At 76.3% G+C, this 15,764-nt stretch carries 17 protein-coding genes and 1 pseudogene; 10 read left to right on the top strand and 8 right to left on the bottom strand.

Translation table 11 applies throughout. The features are described from left to right. Window positions 1–64: 64 nt before the first annotated feature. The 3 genes from BLR12_RS18905 to BLR12_RS18895 all read left to right on the top strand — a co-directional run bounded on the left by BLR12_RS18905 (window position 65) and on the right by BLR12_RS18895 (window position 3,574). Entirely contained in the window at window positions 65–1,033 is a 969-nt protein-coding gene (locus tag BLR12_RS18905) for a S1C family serine protease (RefSeq protein WP_091381455.1), read from the top strand. A gap of 146 nt (window positions 1,034–1,179) precedes the next feature. Then, window positions 1,180–2,109, top strand: a complete 930-nt coding sequence (locus tag BLR12_RS18900; RefSeq protein WP_091381453.1) for a GGDEF domain-containing protein — start codon at window positions 1,180–1,182, stop codon at window positions 2,107–2,109. 67 nt (window positions 2,110–2,176) lie between these two features. Next, window positions 2,177–3,574, top strand: coding sequence for an NAD(P)/FAD-dependent oxidoreductase (locus BLR12_RS18895; RefSeq protein ID WP_091381452.1), 1,398 nt, complete (start codon window positions 2,177–2,179; stop codon window positions 3,572–3,574). Between the two features lies 1 nt (window position 3,575). On the opposite strand, the pseudogene BLR12_RS18890 reads toward BLR12_RS18895, so the two are convergent. Together BLR12_RS18890 and BLR12_RS18885 are read right to left on the bottom strand one after the other, a co-directional pair. Then, window positions 3,576–4,375: pseudogene (locus BLR12_RS18890) on the bottom strand (SDR family oxidoreductase). A 45-nt stretch (window positions 4,376–4,420) separates the two neighbouring features. Continuing rightward, window positions 4,421–4,630, bottom strand: coding sequence for a hypothetical protein (locus tag BLR12_RS18885; protein ID WP_091381450.1), 210 nt, complete (start codon window positions 4,628–4,630; stop codon window positions 4,421–4,423). A 151-nt stretch (window positions 4,631–4,781) separates the two neighbouring features. On the opposite strand from BLR12_RS18885, the gene BLR12_RS18880 reads away from it, so the two are divergent. Continuing rightward, the gene (locus BLR12_RS18880) at window positions 4,782–5,303 is read left to right on the top strand and encodes a DinB family protein (RefSeq protein ID WP_091381449.1); all 522 of its coding nucleotides are present in this window, start codon (window positions 4,782–4,784) and stop codon (window positions 5,301–5,303) included. 39 nt (window positions 5,304–5,342) lie between these two features. Here the strand turns inward: BLR12_RS18880 and BLR12_RS18875 are convergent, their stop codons facing one another. Further along, complete coding sequence (locus BLR12_RS18875; RefSeq protein ID WP_091381447.1) at window positions 5,343–6,323, bottom strand: hypothetical protein; 981 nt, start codon at window positions 6,321–6,323, stop codon at window positions 5,343–5,345. Between the two features lie 99 nt (window positions 6,324–6,422). Between BLR12_RS18875 and BLR12_RS18870 the strand changes: the two genes are divergently transcribed. Further along, a complete protein-coding gene (locus BLR12_RS18870) occupies window positions 6,423–6,887 on the top strand; it encodes an SRPBCC family protein (RefSeq protein WP_091381446.1) in 465 nt (154 codons plus the stop codon). Window positions 6,888–6,890: 3 nt separating this feature from the next. Here the strand turns inward: BLR12_RS18870 and mgrA are convergent, their stop codons facing one another. Beyond that, window positions 6,891–7,922 (bottom strand): L-glyceraldehyde 3-phosphate reductase, encoded by a 1,032-nt coding sequence (mgrA, locus tag BLR12_RS18865; RefSeq protein ID WP_091381444.1) that lies wholly within the window; start codon window positions 7,920–7,922, stop codon window positions 6,891–6,893. Between the two features lie 85 nt (window positions 7,923–8,007). Here mgrA and BLR12_RS24675 point away from each other — a divergent pair, with 85 nt between their 5' ends. The 4 genes from BLR12_RS24675 (at window position 8,008) to BLR12_RS18850 (ending at window position 10,544) form a co-directional block, all read left to right on the top strand. Next, window positions 8,008–8,163 (top strand): hypothetical protein, encoded by a 156-nt coding sequence (locus tag BLR12_RS24675; protein WP_176832590.1) that lies wholly within the window; start codon window positions 8,008–8,010, stop codon window positions 8,161–8,163. A gap of 104 nt (window positions 8,164–8,267) precedes the next feature. Then, the gene (locus BLR12_RS18860; RefSeq protein ID WP_091381442.1) at window positions 8,268–9,086 is read left to right on the top strand and encodes an alpha/beta hydrolase; all 819 of its coding nucleotides are present in this window, start codon (window positions 8,268–8,270) and stop codon (window positions 9,084–9,086) included. A 68-nt stretch (window positions 9,087–9,154) separates the two neighbouring features. Next, on the top strand, window positions 9,155–9,979 hold the full coding sequence (locus BLR12_RS18855) for an SDR family NAD(P)-dependent oxidoreductase (protein ID WP_091381441.1): 825 nt from the start codon (window positions 9,155–9,157) through the stop codon (window positions 9,977–9,979). A gap of 91 nt (window positions 9,980–10,070) precedes the next feature. Then, window positions 10,071–10,544: an SDR family NAD(P)-dependent oxidoreductase gene (locus tag BLR12_RS18850; RefSeq protein WP_218120741.1), complete on the top strand. Its 474-nt coding sequence runs from the start codon at window positions 10,071–10,073 to the stop codon at window positions 10,542–10,544. Window positions 10,545–10,584: 40 nt separating this feature from the next. Here the strand turns inward: BLR12_RS18850 and BLR12_RS18845 are convergent, their stop codons facing one another. Next, entirely contained in the window at window positions 10,585–11,712 is a 1,128-nt protein-coding gene (locus BLR12_RS18845) for a glycosyltransferase (RefSeq protein ID WP_091381439.1), read from the bottom strand. Between the two features lie 153 nt (window positions 11,713–11,865). Between BLR12_RS18845 and BLR12_RS18840 the strand changes: the two genes are divergently transcribed. Then, window positions 11,866–12,480 (top strand): dihydrofolate reductase family protein, encoded by a 615-nt coding sequence (locus tag BLR12_RS18840; protein WP_091381438.1) that lies wholly within the window; start codon window positions 11,866–11,868, stop codon window positions 12,478–12,480. Between the two features lie 199 nt (window positions 12,481–12,679). Here BLR12_RS18840 and BLR12_RS24670 read toward each other — a convergent pair whose 3' ends face one another. The 3 genes from BLR12_RS24670 to BLR12_RS18820 all read right to left on the bottom strand — a co-directional run bounded on the left by BLR12_RS24670 (window position 12,680) and on the right by BLR12_RS18820 (window position 15,716). Next, the gene (locus BLR12_RS24670) at window positions 12,680–13,744 is read right to left on the bottom strand and encodes a hypothetical protein (protein ID WP_091381436.1); all 1,065 of its coding nucleotides are present in this window, start codon (window positions 13,742–13,744) and stop codon (window positions 12,680–12,682) included. A 410-nt stretch (window positions 13,745–14,154) separates the two neighbouring features. After that, window positions 14,155–15,303 carry an RNA polymerase sigma factor gene (locus BLR12_RS18825; RefSeq protein WP_255363660.1) on the bottom strand — a complete coding sequence of 383 codons (1,149 nt, stop codon included), beginning with the start codon at window positions 15,301–15,303 and terminating at the stop codon, window positions 14,155–14,157. Window positions 15,304–15,308: 5 nt separating this feature from the next. Continuing rightward, complete coding sequence (locus tag BLR12_RS18820; RefSeq protein WP_218120739.1) at window positions 15,309–15,716, bottom strand: YciI family protein; 408 nt, start codon at window positions 15,714–15,716, stop codon at window positions 15,309–15,311. Between the last annotated feature and the right edge of the window lie 48 nt (window positions 15,717–15,764).

Here is a 15,764-nt window from a genome sequence, read left to right as displayed (position 1 = left end):
ACCGCCGCCACAGCCGGCGTGGGAGGCGTTCACTCGTGTAATCGGGTAATCGAGGAGGTGCGGGATGAGCGTGCTGCCGGAGCCGGGCACCGCGGGCTCCACCGACGAGGAGGGGCTCGACGCCTACTCGCGGGTGGTCACCGCGGTCGCGGCCGAGATGACGCCGCACGTGGCCGCGCTGCAGGTCACCGGGCCCGACGGCCGCGGCGGCGCGGGCTCGGCGGTCGTCGTCCCGGGCGCGGGGCTGATGCTCACCAACGCCCACGTGGTCGGCCGGGCGCGCACGGGCCGGGCGGTGTTCAGCGACGGCAGCGAGACCGACGTCGACGTGGTCGGCGCCGATCCGCTGTCCGACCTCGCCGTCGTCCGGGCGTGCGGGGCCACTCCCCCGCCGGCGCAGCTCGGTGACGCGGCGACGCTGCGGGTGGGCCAGCTGGTCGTCGCCGTCGGCAACCCGCTGGGGCTGGCCGGTTCGGTGACCGCCGGGGTGGTCAGCGGCCTGGGCCGGTCGCTGCCGACCCGCGACGGGCGGACGGCGCGGGTGGTCGAGGACGTCATCCAGACCGACGCCGCGCTCAACCCGGGCAACTCCGGCGGAGCGCTGGCGGACTCCGCCGGCCGGGTGGTCGGGGTCAACACCGCGGTCGCCGGCTGGGGGCTGGGGCTGGCGGTGCCGGTCAACGACACCACCCGGCGGATCGTCGACGCGCTGGTCCGCGACGGCCGGGTCCGCCGGGCCTACCTGGGGCTGGTCAGCACCCCGGCCCCGCTGCCCGCGCCGCTGGCCGAGCGCACCGGGCGCCGCCGGGGGCTGCGGGTCGTCGACGTCGTCCCCGGGTCGCCGGCCGACCGGGCCGGGCTCAAGGCCGGCGACCTGGTGCTGGAGGCCGGGCGGCGGCCGGTCGCCGAGGCGCAGAGCCTGCAGCGGCTGCTGTTCGACGAGGCGATCGGCCGGCCGCTGCCGGTCACGGTGCACCGGCGCGGCGCCATGGTCGACGTCATCACGGTGCCCACCGAGCTCACCGGCGGGTGACCGGGCGAGACCGGAGAGTGACCGGAAGTGGCCGACCACTCGCCCGGTCGGGCGGTGCCGCCTCCCTCCATGGGGTCGGAACGGTCACGCAGCGCTGCGGGAGGTCGCCGGAGCCGCAGATCCTGACCCGGACGAACGGGGGATCCGTGCACACGCTCCGGCCACGCGGCATCGCGCTGCTCTCACTGCTGTACGCAGTGGGCGCCGCGCTGTGCGCCGTGAGCGCACTGGCGCCCGCGTCCGATCGGTCCCCGGTCCGCCTGCTGTGGGCGCTGGCCGCGCTCGGCGCCGCCGGGTCGGCCGTGCTGTGGCTGCGCCGCGACCGGCTGGGTCCGCGGTCCGTGCACGCGGCGGTGTTCCTGCCGTCGGTCGCCCTGGGCCTGCTGGCCTGGCGCTCGGCGACCGCGGTGGGCATCGTCGGGCTCGGCCCGGCCATGGTCGCCATGGCCGTCTTCAGCGCCCACTTCCTCTCCTCCCGCGCGGCCCGGCTGCACGTCGGGCTGCTGCTCGCGCTCACCACCGCCGGCGCGGTGGCCGCCGCGCCCTCGGGGTTCCTGCCGCAGTGGCTCACCACGGTGGTCACCGTCGTCGTCCTCACCGAGGCGCAGACGCGGCTGTCCGGCGACCTGCTGCGGGCCGCGGGCACCGACCCGCTCACCGGGCTGGCCAACCGGCGCGCCTGGCAGGTGACGGCCGACCGCGGGCTGGCGCAGGCCCGGCGCAGCGCGGAGCCGTTCACCGTCGCCCTCATCGACCTCGACGGGTTCAAGGCGGTCAACGACCAGGCCGGCCACGGCGCCGGTGACGCCCTGCTGCAGGAGCTGGCCCGCGCGTGGAACGCCGAGCTGCGGATGTCGGACCTGCTCGGCCGCTACGGCGGCGACGAGTTCGTGCTCAGCCTCCCCGCGACCGACGCCGCACGCGCCGAGGACCTGCTGGCCCGGCTGCGCGCCGCCCACCCGGCGGCCTGGTCGGCCGGGACGGCGACCGCGGGGCCCGGGGACACGCTGGCCGACCTGCTGGTGCGCGCCGACACCGAGCTCTACCGCAGCAAGCGCAGCCGCCGCAGGACCTGAGGGGCTTGCGGCCCTGTCCGGCCGTCCCGCCCCGCTGGCAGCGTCGCCCGCGGACCGGGGAGGCGCCGTGGCGGGGATCGTGGTGTGCGGTGGCGGGGTCGTCGGCCTGTGCGCCGGCCTGATGCTGGCCGAGGACGGGCACGAGGTCACCGTGCTCGAGCCCGACCCCACCGGCCCGCCGGAGCAGCCCGCCGCCGCCTGGGACGACTGGCGGCGGGGCGGGGTCGCCCAGTTCCGCCAGCCGCACACCCTGTTCCCGCGCTTCCGGCAGGTCGCGGACGCCGAGCTGCCCGGCCTGGTGGACCGGCTGGTCGACGGCGGGTGCGTCTGGGTCGACTACCTGGAGTCCCTGCCGCCGTCGATCGAGGACCGCACGCCCCGGCCCGGCGACGACCGGCTCCGCTTCGTCACCGGGCGGCGCCCGGTCACCGAGGCCGTGGTCGCCGCGGCTGCCGAGGCGCACCCCCGGCTGTCGGTCCGCCGCGGGGTGCGGGTCGTGGGCCTGGTGGCCGGGCCCGCGGCGCTGCCCGGCGTCCCGCACGTCGCCGGCGTGCGCACCGACAGCGGTGCGGAGGTGCGCGCCGACCTGGTGGTCGACGCGACCGGACGGCGCTCGCCGAGCGCGGACTGGCTGACCGAGCTGGGCGCCCACCCGGCCCGGGTGGAGAGCCAGACCAGCGGCTTCGCGTACTACACCCGCTACTTCGCCGGCCCCGAGCAGCCGCGGCGGATCGGCCCCCAGCTGGCACCGCTGGGCAGCGTCTCGCTCATCACGCTGGGCGGGGACAACGGCACCTGGTCGGTGACCGTCTTCGGGCCGACCCGCGACACCCCGCTCAAGGCGCTGCGCGAGCCGGCGGTGTTCGACCGGGTGGTCGGCGCCTGCCCGCGGCAGGCGCACTGGCTCGACGGCCGGCCGGTCACCGGTGTGCTGGCCATGGCCGGGGTGCTCGACCGCTACCGCCGCCTGGTGGTCGACGGCGAGCCCGTGGTGACCGGCCTCGTCGCGGTGGGCGACGCCTGGGCCTGCACCAACCCCTCCGCCGGGCGCGGCATCTCCGTCGGGGCGGTGCACGCCCAGCTGCTGCGGGCCGCGGTGCGCGCGGAGCTCGACGACCCCGCCGGGCTCGTCCGCGCCTTCGACGAGGCCACCGAGCGCGGGGTGACGCCGTTCTACCGCACCCAGCTCGCCGCCGACCGGGCGCGGATCGCCGAGATGGACGCCCTGCGCGCCGGCCGCGAGGCGCCGCCACCGGACCCGGTGCGGGCCGGCCTGCTCGCCGCCGCGGTGCACGACCCCGACGCCTACCGGGGGCTGCTCGAGACGGTGACCTGCCTGGCGCTGCCGGACGAGGTGCTGGCCCGCCCGGGGATGGCCCAGCGGATCGCCGCGCACGCCGGGGAGCCGCCGCCGGTCACCCCCGGCCCGGACCGGACCCGGCTGCTGGAGCTGCTGTCGGCCTGAGTCAGGGACGACGCCAGTCGTCGGAGTCCAGGTGCGAGCCGGCCATCGGGCCCATCTGCAGCATCCCGCCGTCCACGGCGTAGGAGGACCCGGTCACGTAGGACGCCTCCGGGGAGGCGAGGAACGCGATGACGGCGGCCACCTCGCGCGCGTCGCCCGGGCGGCGCAGCGGGACGCCGGGGCGCTCGTGCCCGGGGGCGGTGGGGTCCTCGTCGTCCTGGCCGGTCATCGGGGTGGCGATCTCGCCGGGCGCGACGGCGTTGACCGTGATGCCGTGCTCGGCGAGCTCGATCGCGGCGACCCGGGTGAGCAGGCCCAGCCCGCCCTTGGCCGCGCAGTAGGCCGCCGCCCCCACCCGCGGTTGGTGCTCGTGGACGCTGGTGACGTTGACGATCCGCCCGCCGCGGCCGGCGGCGACCATCCGGCGGCGGCCCGCTGCAGGCAGAGGAACGCCGCGTCCAGGTCGGTGGCGAGCACCTCCCGCCAGGTGGCGTAGTCGGTGTCGAGCAGGGCCGTCGCGTGGCCGGTGCCGGCGTCGTTGACCAGGACGTCGAGCCCGCCCAGGGCCTCGGCCAGGTCGTCGACCACGTCGGCGGCCTGCGGCAGCTGCGTGAGGTCGACGTACCGGACCTCCGCGCGGCGCCCGAGCGCGCGCACCTCGGCGGCGGTGGCCTCGGCGGCCTCCTCCTCCCGGTACCAGGTGATGCCGAGGTCGCAGCCCTGCTCGGCGAGCGCCACGGCGGTGGCCCGACCGATGCCGGACTCCGAGCCGGTGACGACGGCGACGCGTGGTGCGGTCATGCGCCCGACGCTAGGGCGGGGGTGCGGCCCCCGCAGCCCGTCCCGTCAGACGGAGGCCAGCCGCTGGTCGAGCAGGGCGTCGACGGCGGCCACGGCGTGGGCGACCCGCTGCGCGTTCTCCGCGGACGGGCAGCGCTCCTCCGCCCGGCGGGCGACGCCGACCGCGACCGCGGCCACGGTGATCGCCAGGTCGATCTCCTCGGTGGTGAGCGGCGCTGCGCCGGTCGTTCCGGTGCTGGGCACGGTGTCGGTCATGGCGGCCTCCCCTCGGTGGGACGACCCCGACGCTATGCGGGGGGTGTGACGTTCCCGGGTCGGCCGGATTCCGCGGAGACGACGGCCCGGACCGTCGGTCCCTCCCCCTAGCGTGGGCCGCACTCCGGACCCCGTGTGGAAGGCGACTGCCATGGACGCGACCACGACCCTCACCGGCGAGCGGGCGGACCTGCTGGAGGCGCTGGCCGCCCACCGGCACTTCCTGCGCTTCACCGTCCGGGGCCTCACCGAGGAGCAGGCCCGGCTGCGGCCGACGGCCAGCGAGCTGACCCTCGGCGGGCTGGTCAAGCACGTCGCCTCCCAGGAGGCCGGCTGGGTGGACTTCATCGTGAACGGCCCGGCCGCCATGGCCGCGGCCAGCGACCCCGCGCAGATGGCGAAGTGGGCCGAGGAGTTCCGGCTCGGCCCCGACGAGACGCTGGACGGCGTGCTGGCGCACTACGCGGAGATCGCGCGGCGCACCGACGACCTGGTGCGCACCCTCCCCGACCTCGACGCGACGCACCCGCTGCCCGAGGCGCCGTGGTTCGAGCCCGGCGCCACGCGCTCGGCCCGCCGGGTGTTCCTGCACATCGTCGCCGAGACCGCCCAGCACGCCGGTCACGCCGACATCCTGCGGGAGACCCTCGACGGCCAGAAGACGATGGGTTGACCCGCCCGCCCGGACCCCACCCACCGGGCCCGGGCCGCGTCAGCCCTCCTCGAGCGCGCGCACGGTCTCGAGCGCGCGGTCGCGGGCCGCGGTGGCCTCGGTGGCGTGCCGGTCGGCGGTGCGCCGGTGCCGCTCGGCCCGCTGGAGCTCCTCGGCGGTGTCGGCGGCCTCCCGCTCGGCACGGGCCAGCTCGTCGGCCAGCTCCTGCACCCGCGCCTGCAGGTGGGCCCGGCGGGCGTCGAGGTCGTCGACCCGGTGCCGTTCCTCCTCGGCCGCGGCGACCGCCTCGGCGGCCAGCGCCGTCGCCTCCTCCGCGGCGGCCCGCGCCTCCGCCAGCTCCCGGCGGCGGCGCTCCTCGGCCGCCCGGCGCGCCTCCTCCTCGCGGCGTCTCGCCTCCTCCTCGCGGCGTCTCACCTCCTCCTCGGCGGCCCGGCGGGCGTCCTCGTCGCGGCGCCGGCGGGCCCCCGCGGTGCCGTTCCGCAGGCGGTCCCGCTCCCGCGGCGGCTCCGGGCGCGGGGGCACCAACCGCAGCACCGGCCGGCTGCCCGTCGTCCCCAGGCCGCTGTAGGACATCGCGCCGGTGAGCCGGCCCGACAGCAGCGCCTCCCCCGCCTCCGGGTCGGCCATCGCGGCCCGCAGCGTGTCCGCGACCTGGGTCTCGACCGTGCCGCCCACCCGGACGCCGCGCCCGCGGGCCAGCGCGGTCGCCTGCCGGGTGAGCGCGGTCAGCAGCTGCGAGCGCTGCCGGTCCAGAGCCCGCAGCTGGTCGCCGGCCAGGCTCTCCTGCGCCTCCCGCAGCAGCCCGCCGAGCTCGACCAGCCCCTCGATCTCCGCGCGCTGCTCGCGCGCCAGCAGGTTGGCCACCCAGGCGGCGGTCGTCGGCTTGGGCAGCGCGCCGACCTCGCGGGCCAGCGTGCGGTCCCCCGCGGCGCGGGCGTCGTCCTGGCGCTGCCTGCGCAGCGCGACGAACTCGTCGGGCGGCACCGCGTACAGCTCGTCGGCCACCTCGTCGAGGTCCACCGGCGCCCCCTCGCTGCCGTCCAGTGCTGCGGACTCGTGGTGATCAGGCCGCGATCACCACGAGTTCGTAGCACTCGGCGCGGCAGGGGGCACGGCACGATGGCGGCCGTGACCACCACGCGGGTGAGCCGGCACCTCCGGGCGCCGCGGGCGGCCGTCTACCGGGCGCTGCTCGACCCGGACGCCGTCGCCCGCTGGAGGGTGCCCGACGGGATGACGTGCGAGGTGCACGAGTGGGACGCCCGCGAGGGCGGCACCCTACGGGTCTCGCTCAGCTACGACGAGCCGGGACAGCAGGGGAAGACGACGGCGCACACCGACACCTACCGCGGCCGCTTCGTCCGGCTGGTGCCCGGCGAGCTGGTCGTCGAGGCCGACGTGTTCGAGACCGGCGACCCCGCGATGCAGGGCGCGATGACCAGCACGATCGCGCTGGCCGACGCCGGCGACGGCACCGAGCTGACCGCGGTGCACGAGGGCGTCCCCGACGGCGTCCGGCCCGAGGACAACGAGCTCGGCTGGCGGATGGCGCTGGACCGGCTCGCTGCCCTGGTCGAGCGCTGACCCCTACGCCGTCCGCGGGGCCTCCCACAGGTCGATGCCGGAGTCGACGGCGTGCTGGTCGATCGCGGCCAGCTCGTCGTCGGTGAAGTCCAGCCGGTCGAGCGCGGCGACGTTCTGCTCCAGCTGCCCGACGCTGCTCGCGCCGACCAGCACGCTGGTCACCCGCTCGTCGCGCAGTGCCCAGGCCAGGGCCAGCTGGGCCAGGCTCTGCCCGCGCTTCCCGGCGATGTCGTCCAGCGCCCGGACGTGGCCGAGCGCCTCCTCGGTGAGCAGGTCGGTCGACAGCGACTTGCCCTGGCTGGCCCGCGAGCCCTCCGGGACGCCGTCCAGGTACTTGCTGGTGAGCATCCCCTGCGCGAGCGGGGAGAACGCGATGCAGCCGGCGCCGACGTCCTCGAGGGTGTCCAGCAGCCCCTCGGTCTCGACCCAGCGGTTGAGCATCGAGTACGAGGGCTGGTGGATCAGCAGCGGCGTCCCCAGGTCGGCGAGGATCTCCGCCGCCCTGGCGGTGTCCTCCGGGGAGTACGACGAGATGCCGACGTAGAGGGCCTTGCCGGCCTGGACGGCGCTGTGCAGCGCGCCCATCGTCTCCTCCAGCGGCGTGGTCGGGTCGGGCCGGTGCGAGTAGAAGACGTCGACGTACTCCAGGCCCATCCGGGCCAGCGACTGGTCGAGGCTGGACAGCACGTACTTGCGGCCGCCGCCGCCCTGGCCGTACGGGCCGGGCCACATGTCGTAGCCGGCCTTGGTCGAGATGACCAGCTCGTCGCGGTACGGGCGGAAGTCGTCGCGCAGGTGCCGGCCGAAGTTGGTCTCGGCGCTGCCGTAGGGCGGCCCGTAGTTGTTGGCCAGGTCGAAGTGGGTGACGCCGAGGTCGAAGGCGCGGCGGAGGATGTCCCGCTGCCGGTCGAACGGGACGTCGTCCCCGAAGTTGTGCCACAGACCGAGGCTCACCGCGGGCAGGTCCAGGCCGCTGCGGCCGGTGCGCCGGTAGGTCATCGAGTCGTAGCGGTCGTCAGCTGCGCGGAAGCCCATGGCCGGCATCCTGCCCGGCCCGCACCCGCCCGAACCGGGCCACCCCGGCCCTACGCTGGGACCCCCGCCCCACCGGAGGTGCGCCGTGCTGCGACTCATCGGGTTCCTGCTGGTCGTGTGGCTGGTCGTCGCCGTCGTCGGCGCGGTCCTCGAGGGCCTGTTCTGGCTGGCCGTGGTGGGCCTGCTGCTGTTCCTCGGCACCGCGGTGCTCGGCTGGAGCAAGCGGGACACCCGGGTCTGAGCCGCCGCCCGGTCGGGCCGGAAGACCCCTCCGGCCCGCGCCGCCGGCGAGGAGGATCGCCGCAACGGGGACCCCGTCCGCGCACTCCGGAGGGAGGGGCCGCGATGCCCTTCTTCGACGGCTCCCGTGGCCGCATCCACCACGACGCCTGGCTGCCCGACGGCGAGGTCCGCGCCGTCGCCGTGTTCTGCCACGGCGGCTTCGGCGAGCACCTGGGCCTCTACGAGCCGCTGGGCCGCCGGCTGGCCGCCGACGGCATCGCGGTGCACGCCCTGGACGCCATCGGGCACGGCCGCAGCGACGGCGAGCGCGACCTGCTGCCCTCCTGGGACGACTACGTCGACGACGCCCGCACGCTGGCCGGCCTCGCGCAGGCGCAGCACCCGGGCCGCCCGCTGGTGCTCATGGGGCACTCCGGCGGCGGCGTGGCGGCGCTGCTGCTGGCCCAGCGCTCCCCCGACCTGGCGCAGGCCCTGGTGGTGTCCGCGCCACCGGCCCAGCCGCTGCCGTGGGTCGAGGCCCTGATGGCCGAGGACGCCGGGGAGGTGGCGGACCCCGACCCCGGCACGGTGTTCAGCACCCACCCCGAGTACCTCGACGCGCTGCGGAACGACCCGCTCGTGCACCGCGGGCCCGTGCCCCGGCAGACCATGGAGGCGGTGGTGGCGACCTGGCCCGCGGTGGCGGCAGGGGTCGCCGAGGGCCGGCCGTCGATCCCGACGCTGGTCCTGCACGGCGAGGACGACCCGATGGTCCCGGTCGAGGACTCGCGGGCCCTCGTCGCGCGGCTGCCCCGGGCCACGCTGCGCACCTTCCCCGGCGACCTGCACGACGTCCTCAACGAGCACGACCGCGACGCCGTGCACGACGTCGTGGCCGGGTTCGTGCTCGCCCAGCTCCGCCCCGCGGCTGCCCGCACCTGAGCGCGTGCCGCTGGGCTGCCCGCCGCCCCGGGCGACGGGCCGGGACAGCCCGGATCTAGCGTGCGCTGGTGCCTTCCTCCCCCTCCTCCCCCGGCCCGCGCCGGGTGCTCGTCACCGGCGGCGCCTCCGGCCTCGGTGCCGCCCTCGCCGCGCGGTACGCCGGCCGCGGGGACGACGTCCTGGTCACCGACCTCGCCGCGCACGCCGACGTCCCGGCCGGTGCGCGCTACCAGCGCCTCGACGTCACCTCCGAGACCGACTGGGCCGCCGCGCTCGAGCGGGTGCGCGACGACCTCGGCGGCCTCGACGTGCTGGTCAACAACGCCGGCGTGGCCGCCGGCGGGCGCATCGACCGGCTCGACGCCGCCCACTGGCGCCGGGTGCTCGACGTCAACGTGCTGGGCGTCGTGCACGGCTGCCGCACGTTCGTGCCCCTGTTCACGGAGCAGGGCACCGGTCACCTGGTCAACGTCGCATCGGTGGCCGGGCTGGTGCACCCGCCGGCGATGACCTCCTACGCCGCCGGCAAGGCCGCGGTCGTCGCGCTCTCGGAGAGCCTGCGGGCGGAGCTGGCGCCGTACGGCGTGGACGTGTCCGTCGTCTGCCCCTCGTTCTTCCGCAGCGACCTGGCCGCGTCGCTGCGCGGCGAGGACCCGCTGGTGGAGCAGCTCGCCACCCGGCTGATCACCCGGGCGCCGCTGGGCGCCGACGAGGTCGCCGGGCGGGTGGTGGCGGCGGTCGACGCCCGCCGGTTCCTCGTCCTCCCCGACCGGACCGCGCGGCTGGTCACCTGGGGCAAGCGGCTGGCCCGCCCCCTCTACGACCGGCAGATGGCCGCCGCCGGGCGGCGGATCCACCGGGCCGGGCAGGACGCCGCGAGGGAGCGCGCATGAGCAGGGGCGTCGTCCTGGTCACCGGGGCCAGCTCCGGCCTGGGCGCGGAGATGGCCCGGCAGTTCGCCGCCCTCGGCCACGACCTCGCTCGGTGCGCGGCGCCCCGCTGGGCATCGGCCGCGCCGGCGCCAACCGGGAGACGGCGATGACCAACGTCGTCCGCGCGCTGGCCCAGTGCGAGGCCGCACTCGAGGTCTTCCGCCGTCAGGGCCGCGGGCACCTGGTGCTCGTCTCGTCGATGTCGGCGCTCCGCGGCATGCGCAGGTCGATGACCACCTACGCCGCCACCAAGGCCGGCGTCGCCGCGCTCGCCGAGGGCCTGCGCGCCGAGCGCATCCCGGGGGTGGACGTGTCGGTGGTCCACCCGGGCTACATCCGCTCGGAGATGAACCAGCACGTGCAGCAGCGCACCCGGTTCGTGGTCGACACCCCGACCGGCGTGCGCGCCATGGTCGACGCCATCGAGGAGCGCCGGACGAGGGCCTACGTGCCGGCGTGGCCGTGGGTGCCGATCGGCGCGGCGATGCGGGTGCTGCCGCTGTCCGTCGTCCGGAGGCTCTCGTGAGCGACCGTGCTGACCCCGCGCCTCGAGGCGGCGGTGTGGGTCAGGCGCTGAGCTCAGCCCACACCGCGTCGGCGTCCGGCATCGCGGCGATCTCGTCGCGTGTGCGCTCGGCCGCCGCCCGGAACGCCGGGTCGCCGGTCACCTCCGCGACCGCGGCCCGGATCGTGGGAACGGCGTAGTCCTCGGGGGCGACGACCACCCCCGCGCCGGCCCGGGCCAGCAGGGCGGCGTTGTGCGGCTGGTCGGTCCCGCGCGGCAGGGCGACCTGGGGCACGCCGTGCACGAGGCCGCCGAGCATCGTGCCCGACCCGCCGTGGGAGACCAGCAGGTCAGCCCGCTCCAGCACGGCGGCCTGTGGGACGAACTCCGCGACCACGGCGTTGCCCGGTACCGGGCCGAGGTCGTCGGGATGGAGCCGGCGCCCGGTCGTGGCGACCACGACGCCGTCGTACCCCGCCAGGGCCGTGAGCCCGGCCGCGAGGTCGGCGGTGTCGGTGTTCTTGACCGTGCCGAGGGTGAAGTAGGCGATCGGCCGGTCACCCGCGAGGACGTCGGCCACCTCGGGCGGCACCGGGCCGGGTTCGCCGGCGCTCGGCCGCAGCGGGACCGCCCCCGGCCACGGCGGCGGGCCGTCGGGCTGCAACGAGGGCGGGCAGAGGTCGAGGGCCCGCTCGGCCGAGACCTGCGCCCACAACCCGGGCTCGCCGATCAGAGCTCCCGCGGGGCCGATGAGTTCGGCATAGGACGGGAACATCGGCCCGATGCCGTGCACGACGCTCGGCACGTCGAGCCGTCGGCCCAGCAGAGGCGCCGCCATCTCGAGGACCTCGTGGACGACGAGGTCGGGGCGCCACCGCTGCGCCATGACGACCAGGTCGGCGAGCCGGGCGAGGGCCGGCCGGCCGAACAGCACCACCACCCCGTCCATCATCTTCTGCTCCTCGGGCCTGCCCTGGTCCGCCCAGACCACCTCGTGTGCCGACCACGACGTCGCCCAGGTCGGTCCGACGGCGTGGACGTCGAGTCCCCGGGTGGCCAGCGGACCGGCCAGGTCCGGGCCGGTGGCGACCCGCACGTCGTGGCCGGCGCGCTCGGCCGCCCGGACCAGCGGCAGCATCGGCAGGACGTGGCCGTACGCCGGGCACGAGGTGAAGAGCACCCTCGCCATGCCGGTCAGCGTGGCAGGCCGGCCGCCTGCAGTCGACGCATCCCGTCCACGGGGGCGGCGCGACACGTCACGCCGCCCCTGGGCTGCGGTGCGATGAGTTCCGCCGGTCGCAGCGGTCCCTCCCTGCACACCGAGCACCGGGGAGGGAACGCCATGGCCAACCTGATGGTGGACTTCATCATCTCCTTGGACGGCTGCGCGGCGGCCGAGGGCTGGCCGGGCTACTGGGGCCTGGAAGGGCCCGAGTACCTCGGCTGGCTGGACGAGGAGGGCGCGACCGAGCACACGGTCCTCATGGGCGCGACGACGTACCGGCTGATGTCGGGGTTCGCCGCCGAGATGCCGGAGGAACCCGGCCTCGCCGGACTGGCCGCGATGCCCAAGGTGGTCTTCTCCTCGACCCTGGAGCCACCACTGTCGTGGGCCAACACCGAGCTGGTCGAGGGTGACCCGGTCGAGGCCGTGCGCGCGATGAAGCGGGACGCCTCCCGTCCGATGCGGACCCTCGGGAGCCTGACCCTGTGCCGGTCGCTGCTCGCAGCCGGCCTGGTGGACCGGTTCCGCGTCGTCGTCTTCCCGGTGATCACCGGCGCCACCGGCACCGATCGCATCTTCGACGGGTACCCCGACGTGGCCCTCGAGATGGTCGCGAGCCGCACCTTCGACGGACGGCTCCAACTCCTCGAGTACGTCCCCACGGTGCTCACCGGACCGCCCGGGGTCGACGGCGCGTCGCGCAGCGATCCCACCGGGCCGAGCGGACGCTGATCGGGCACCGCTGCCCACTGCCTCTGCTCCCCGGTCGGTCCTGCTGGGTGATCGGTCAGTCACCCGGGGGGCGACCCCGGCAGGGCGAACTCATCGGTCCGACCTCCGAAGGCGCGGTGCTCGGCCCCGGGCGGCGAGTCGGTCCCGCTGGTGGCAGCCCTGCGGGACGGCGTGCGTCGCCCAGGGCCGTACCAGTCGCCTAGGGCTGGACCAGCGGCACGCCGACCGTGACGCCGCAGTGGGTGACGAAGCGCCCGTCGAGGGGCTCGGTGCGCTGGGCGTCGATGAGGAGCACGGTCCCGGCGACGACGCCGTGGAACGGGGTACCGGTGGCCATGCACTGCTCGACCTGGGCCCGCACGGCCGGCTCGACCTGCGGGGTCAGGAACGACAGCCCCGCCGGGAAGCCCTCCTCGGCCAGGGTCGGCGGCGGCCCGTCGACCGGGACGAGGACGCCGATCCCGAACTCGGCGCTGGTGATCTGGTCCCCGGGCGTCGCCGGGTCACCGGCCCAGTTCGCGTGCTCGACGGTGGTGAAGGTGAGGTACAGCCCGCCATCGGCATCCGGCATCGTCGGCAGCCCTCCTGGAGGTGCGGGTGTCTGCCCGGGCCAGCAGGAGGTGTAGGCGGGCGGATGGCACTCGGACCCGCCGGCCAGCACGCCGGGAAGAGCCTGGGTCGGGGTCAGCGCGTAGTGGTCGGCGCCGTACGGCCAGGTCGCCTCAGCGGCGAGCCGGGTGTGTGCGGTCATCTCGGTGAGGCCGTGTCCGACGAACCCGTATTCCGCGTTGGCGGTCACGGCCGACTCGACCGGCGGCGTCTCGTACGCCTGGCTCTCCTCCCACGCGCCGAGGTGCTCGGCCTCGTCCATGGCCGCGGTCACCTCGGACTCGTCCGACGGCCACGCCCGCAGGAACGACGCGGTGACGATCCGCCGCATCCACTCGCCGTGGCCGGGTCGCCCTGCTGGCTCCGTCCCGTCGATCTCCACCCGGGCGTGGACCAGGTCGCCGGTGGTCGTGGCGACGACCTCCACGGGGGTCACCCGCTCCTGGAGCGCACTGCCCTGCCGGTGACGGCACCACAGCTGGGCCGACCGCGCGTTGCTGCGGACCTGCGCGCAGGAGAAGCCCTCTGCCCCGAGCCCGTCGGTGATCCGCTGCGCGTCCCCACCCACGCTCACCGGCCCGGCGACGGACCGCTCGTCGAGCGGCGCGTGGGCGTAGGGCGCGTGCGGGCCCGGGCCGTGGCGCCACGGCGCCACCGTCCCGCCACCACCAGGACGGCCGCGGCCACGCACGCCGCCGCCACTGCCACCAGCAGCCACCGGAGTCTCCGGCGGCGACGTGCCGGCCGGACATGGCCCGGGCACCGGCGAGGCCACGCGGTGAGGGGTCGTCCCATGCTGGTCTCCCGATGAGTGGTCGCCCTGGTCCCCTCTCCCATCGGCAGGGCAGGGCGGGTCCCGTCCGCCGGGCCGGGTCAGCGGGAACGCCTCAGGGTGCGGATGCCGCGGGCGACGGTCCGGCGGACCTCCCCGCCAACGGGCTCGCGCCGACGGGCCGCCACCACGAGGTCCACCTCTCCGATCCCCGCCGGACCGAACCCGCGAGGTTGCGGACGATCCTGCGTCAACCGGTCAGCGCGGTCTCGTGACCGCTCGCCGCGCGCCGCTCACCCGCGCAGGTCCGCGTTGAGCCGTGCGGCCTGCCGGGTGAGGTGGTCGCGTTCGGCGAGGTTGGTCGCCGACCGGGCGGCTTCGGCGTAGAGCCGTGCCGCGGTCGCCGGGTCGCCGTCCCGCTCGTGCAGGTACGCGGTGACGGCGGCGTGGCGGGGCAGGGCGGGGTCGAGCCCGGCCAGGGCGGCCAGACCGGCCCGTGGGCCGTCGGCCTCGCCGACCGCGACGGCCCGGTTGAGGCGGGCCACCGGGCTGTCGGTGAGCCGCACCAGCTCGTCGTACCACTCGACGATCTGCACCCAGTCGGTCTCCTCGGCGGTCCGGGCGTCGGCGTGCAGGGCGGCGATGGCGGCCTGGGCCTGGAACTCGCCCAGGCGGTCGCGGGCGAGGGCGGTCTGGAGCACGTCGACGCCCTCGGCGATCAGCCGGGTGTCCCACAGGCCGCGGTCCTGCTCGGCGAGGGGCACGAGGCTGCCGTCGGGCCGAGTGCGCGCGGGGCGCCGCGCGTGGTGCAGCAGCATCAGCGCGAGCAGGCCCGCCACCTCCTCGTGCTCGGTCCTGGCCGCCAGCTGGCGAGCGAGCCGGATCGCCTCGGCGGCCAGGTCGACGTCACCGGAGTAGCCCTCGTTGAAGACCAGGTAGAGCACCCGCAGGACCGTGGCGACGTCCCCGGGCCGGTCGAACCGGACGCCGGAGACGGTCCGCTTGGCCCGGCTGATCCGCTGCGCCATGGTCGCCTCCGGCACGAGGTAGGCCTGCGCGATCTGCCGGGTGGTCAGACCCCCGACCGCGCGCAGCGTGAGCGCGACCGCCGAGGCCGGCGACAGCGACGGGTGGGCGCACAGGAAGTACAGCCGGAGCGTGTCGTCCACCTCCTCCGCCGGCCCGGGCGCCGGCTCGTCCTCGACGCGCACCTCGCGCCGCCGGCGCGAGGTGTCGGCGCGGGCGGCGTCGAGGAACCTGCGCCAGGCCACGGCGACCAGCCAGCCCTTGGGGTCCCGCGGCGGGTCGTCCGGCCACACGCGCACGGCTTCCACCAGGGCGTCCTGCACGGCGTCCTCGGCCGCCGCGAAGTCGGCTCCGCGGCGGCCGAGGACCCCGATCACGGTGGGGATGAGCGCCCGCAGCAGGCTCTCGTCCACCATGTGCGTCACTCCGTGATGGTCGACGGCTCGCCGTAGAACGGGCGCACTTCGAGCCACTCGTGGATGGGCTCCCCACCAGCGCCCGGCGCCGCGGACAGCTCACCGGCCAGCTCGATCGCCCGCTCCTCGCTCTCGACGTCGATCACCATCCAGCCGGCGATCAGGTCCTTGGTCTCCGCGAACGGGCCGTCGGTGACCGGCGGCCGCCCCTCGCCGTCGGAGCGGACCCACATGCCCTTCTCGGAGAGGGCCTGCTCGTCGACGAACTCGCCGGTGCCTTCGAGCCGGTGGGCGAAGTCCTGCATGTACTGGACGTGGGCCGAGACCTCCTCCGGCGTCCACTGGTCCATCGGCACGTCGTTGACCGCTGCCGGTGCGCCGCGGTAGTGCTTGAGCAGCAGGTACTTGGCCATCGCGTTCTCCTCGGTGGGGTACGGCCCATCGTGGCCGTGTGCACTCCG

It is taken from the genome of Geodermatophilus sp. DSM 45219, assembly GCF_900104025.1.
Lineage (GTDB): Bacteria > Actinomycetota > Actinomycetes > Mycobacteriales > Geodermatophilaceae > Geodermatophilus.
The sequence above is the reverse complement of the archived record's forward strand: the minus strand, read 5'-3'. Positions and strand labels throughout refer to the sequence as shown.

Coding starts and splice junctions, on each gene's coding strand:
- BLR12_RS18860 (WP_091381442.1), top strand. CDS start 8,268: ATGCCCTTCTTCGACGGCTCCCGTGGCCGCATCCACCACGACGCCTGG.
- BLR12_RS18840 (WP_091381438.1), top strand. CDS start 11,866: ATGGCCAACCTGATGGTGGACTTCATCATCTCCTTGGACGGCTGCGCG.
- BLR12_RS18905 (WP_091381455.1), top strand. CDS start 65: ATGAGCGTGCTGCCGGAGCCGGGCACCGCGGGCTCCACCGACGAGGAG.
- BLR12_RS18880 (WP_091381449.1), top strand. CDS start 4,782: ATGGACGCGACCACGACCCTCACCGGCGAGCGGGCGGACCTGCTGGAG.
- BLR12_RS18845 (WP_091381439.1), bottom strand. CDS start 11,712: ATGGCGAGGGTGCTCTTCACCTCGTGCCCGGCGTACGGCCACGTCCTG.
- BLR12_RS18820 (WP_218120739.1), bottom strand. CDS start 15,716: ATGGCCAAGTACCTGCTGCTCAAGCACTACCGCGGCGCACCGGCAGCG.
- mgrA (WP_091381444.1), bottom strand. CDS start 7,922: ATGGGCTTCCGCGCAGCTGACGACCGCTACGACTCGATGACCTACCGG.
- BLR12_RS18870 (WP_091381446.1), top strand. CDS start 6,423: ATGGCGGCCGTGACCACCACGCGGGTGAGCCGGCACCTCCGGGCGCCG.
- BLR12_RS18885 (WP_091381450.1), bottom strand. CDS start 4,630: ATGACCGACACCGTGCCCAGCACCGGAACGACCGGCGCAGCGCCGCTC.
- BLR12_RS18825 (WP_255363660.1), bottom strand. CDS start 15,303: ATGGTGGACGAGAGCCTGCTGCGGGCGCTCATCCCCACCGTGATCGGG.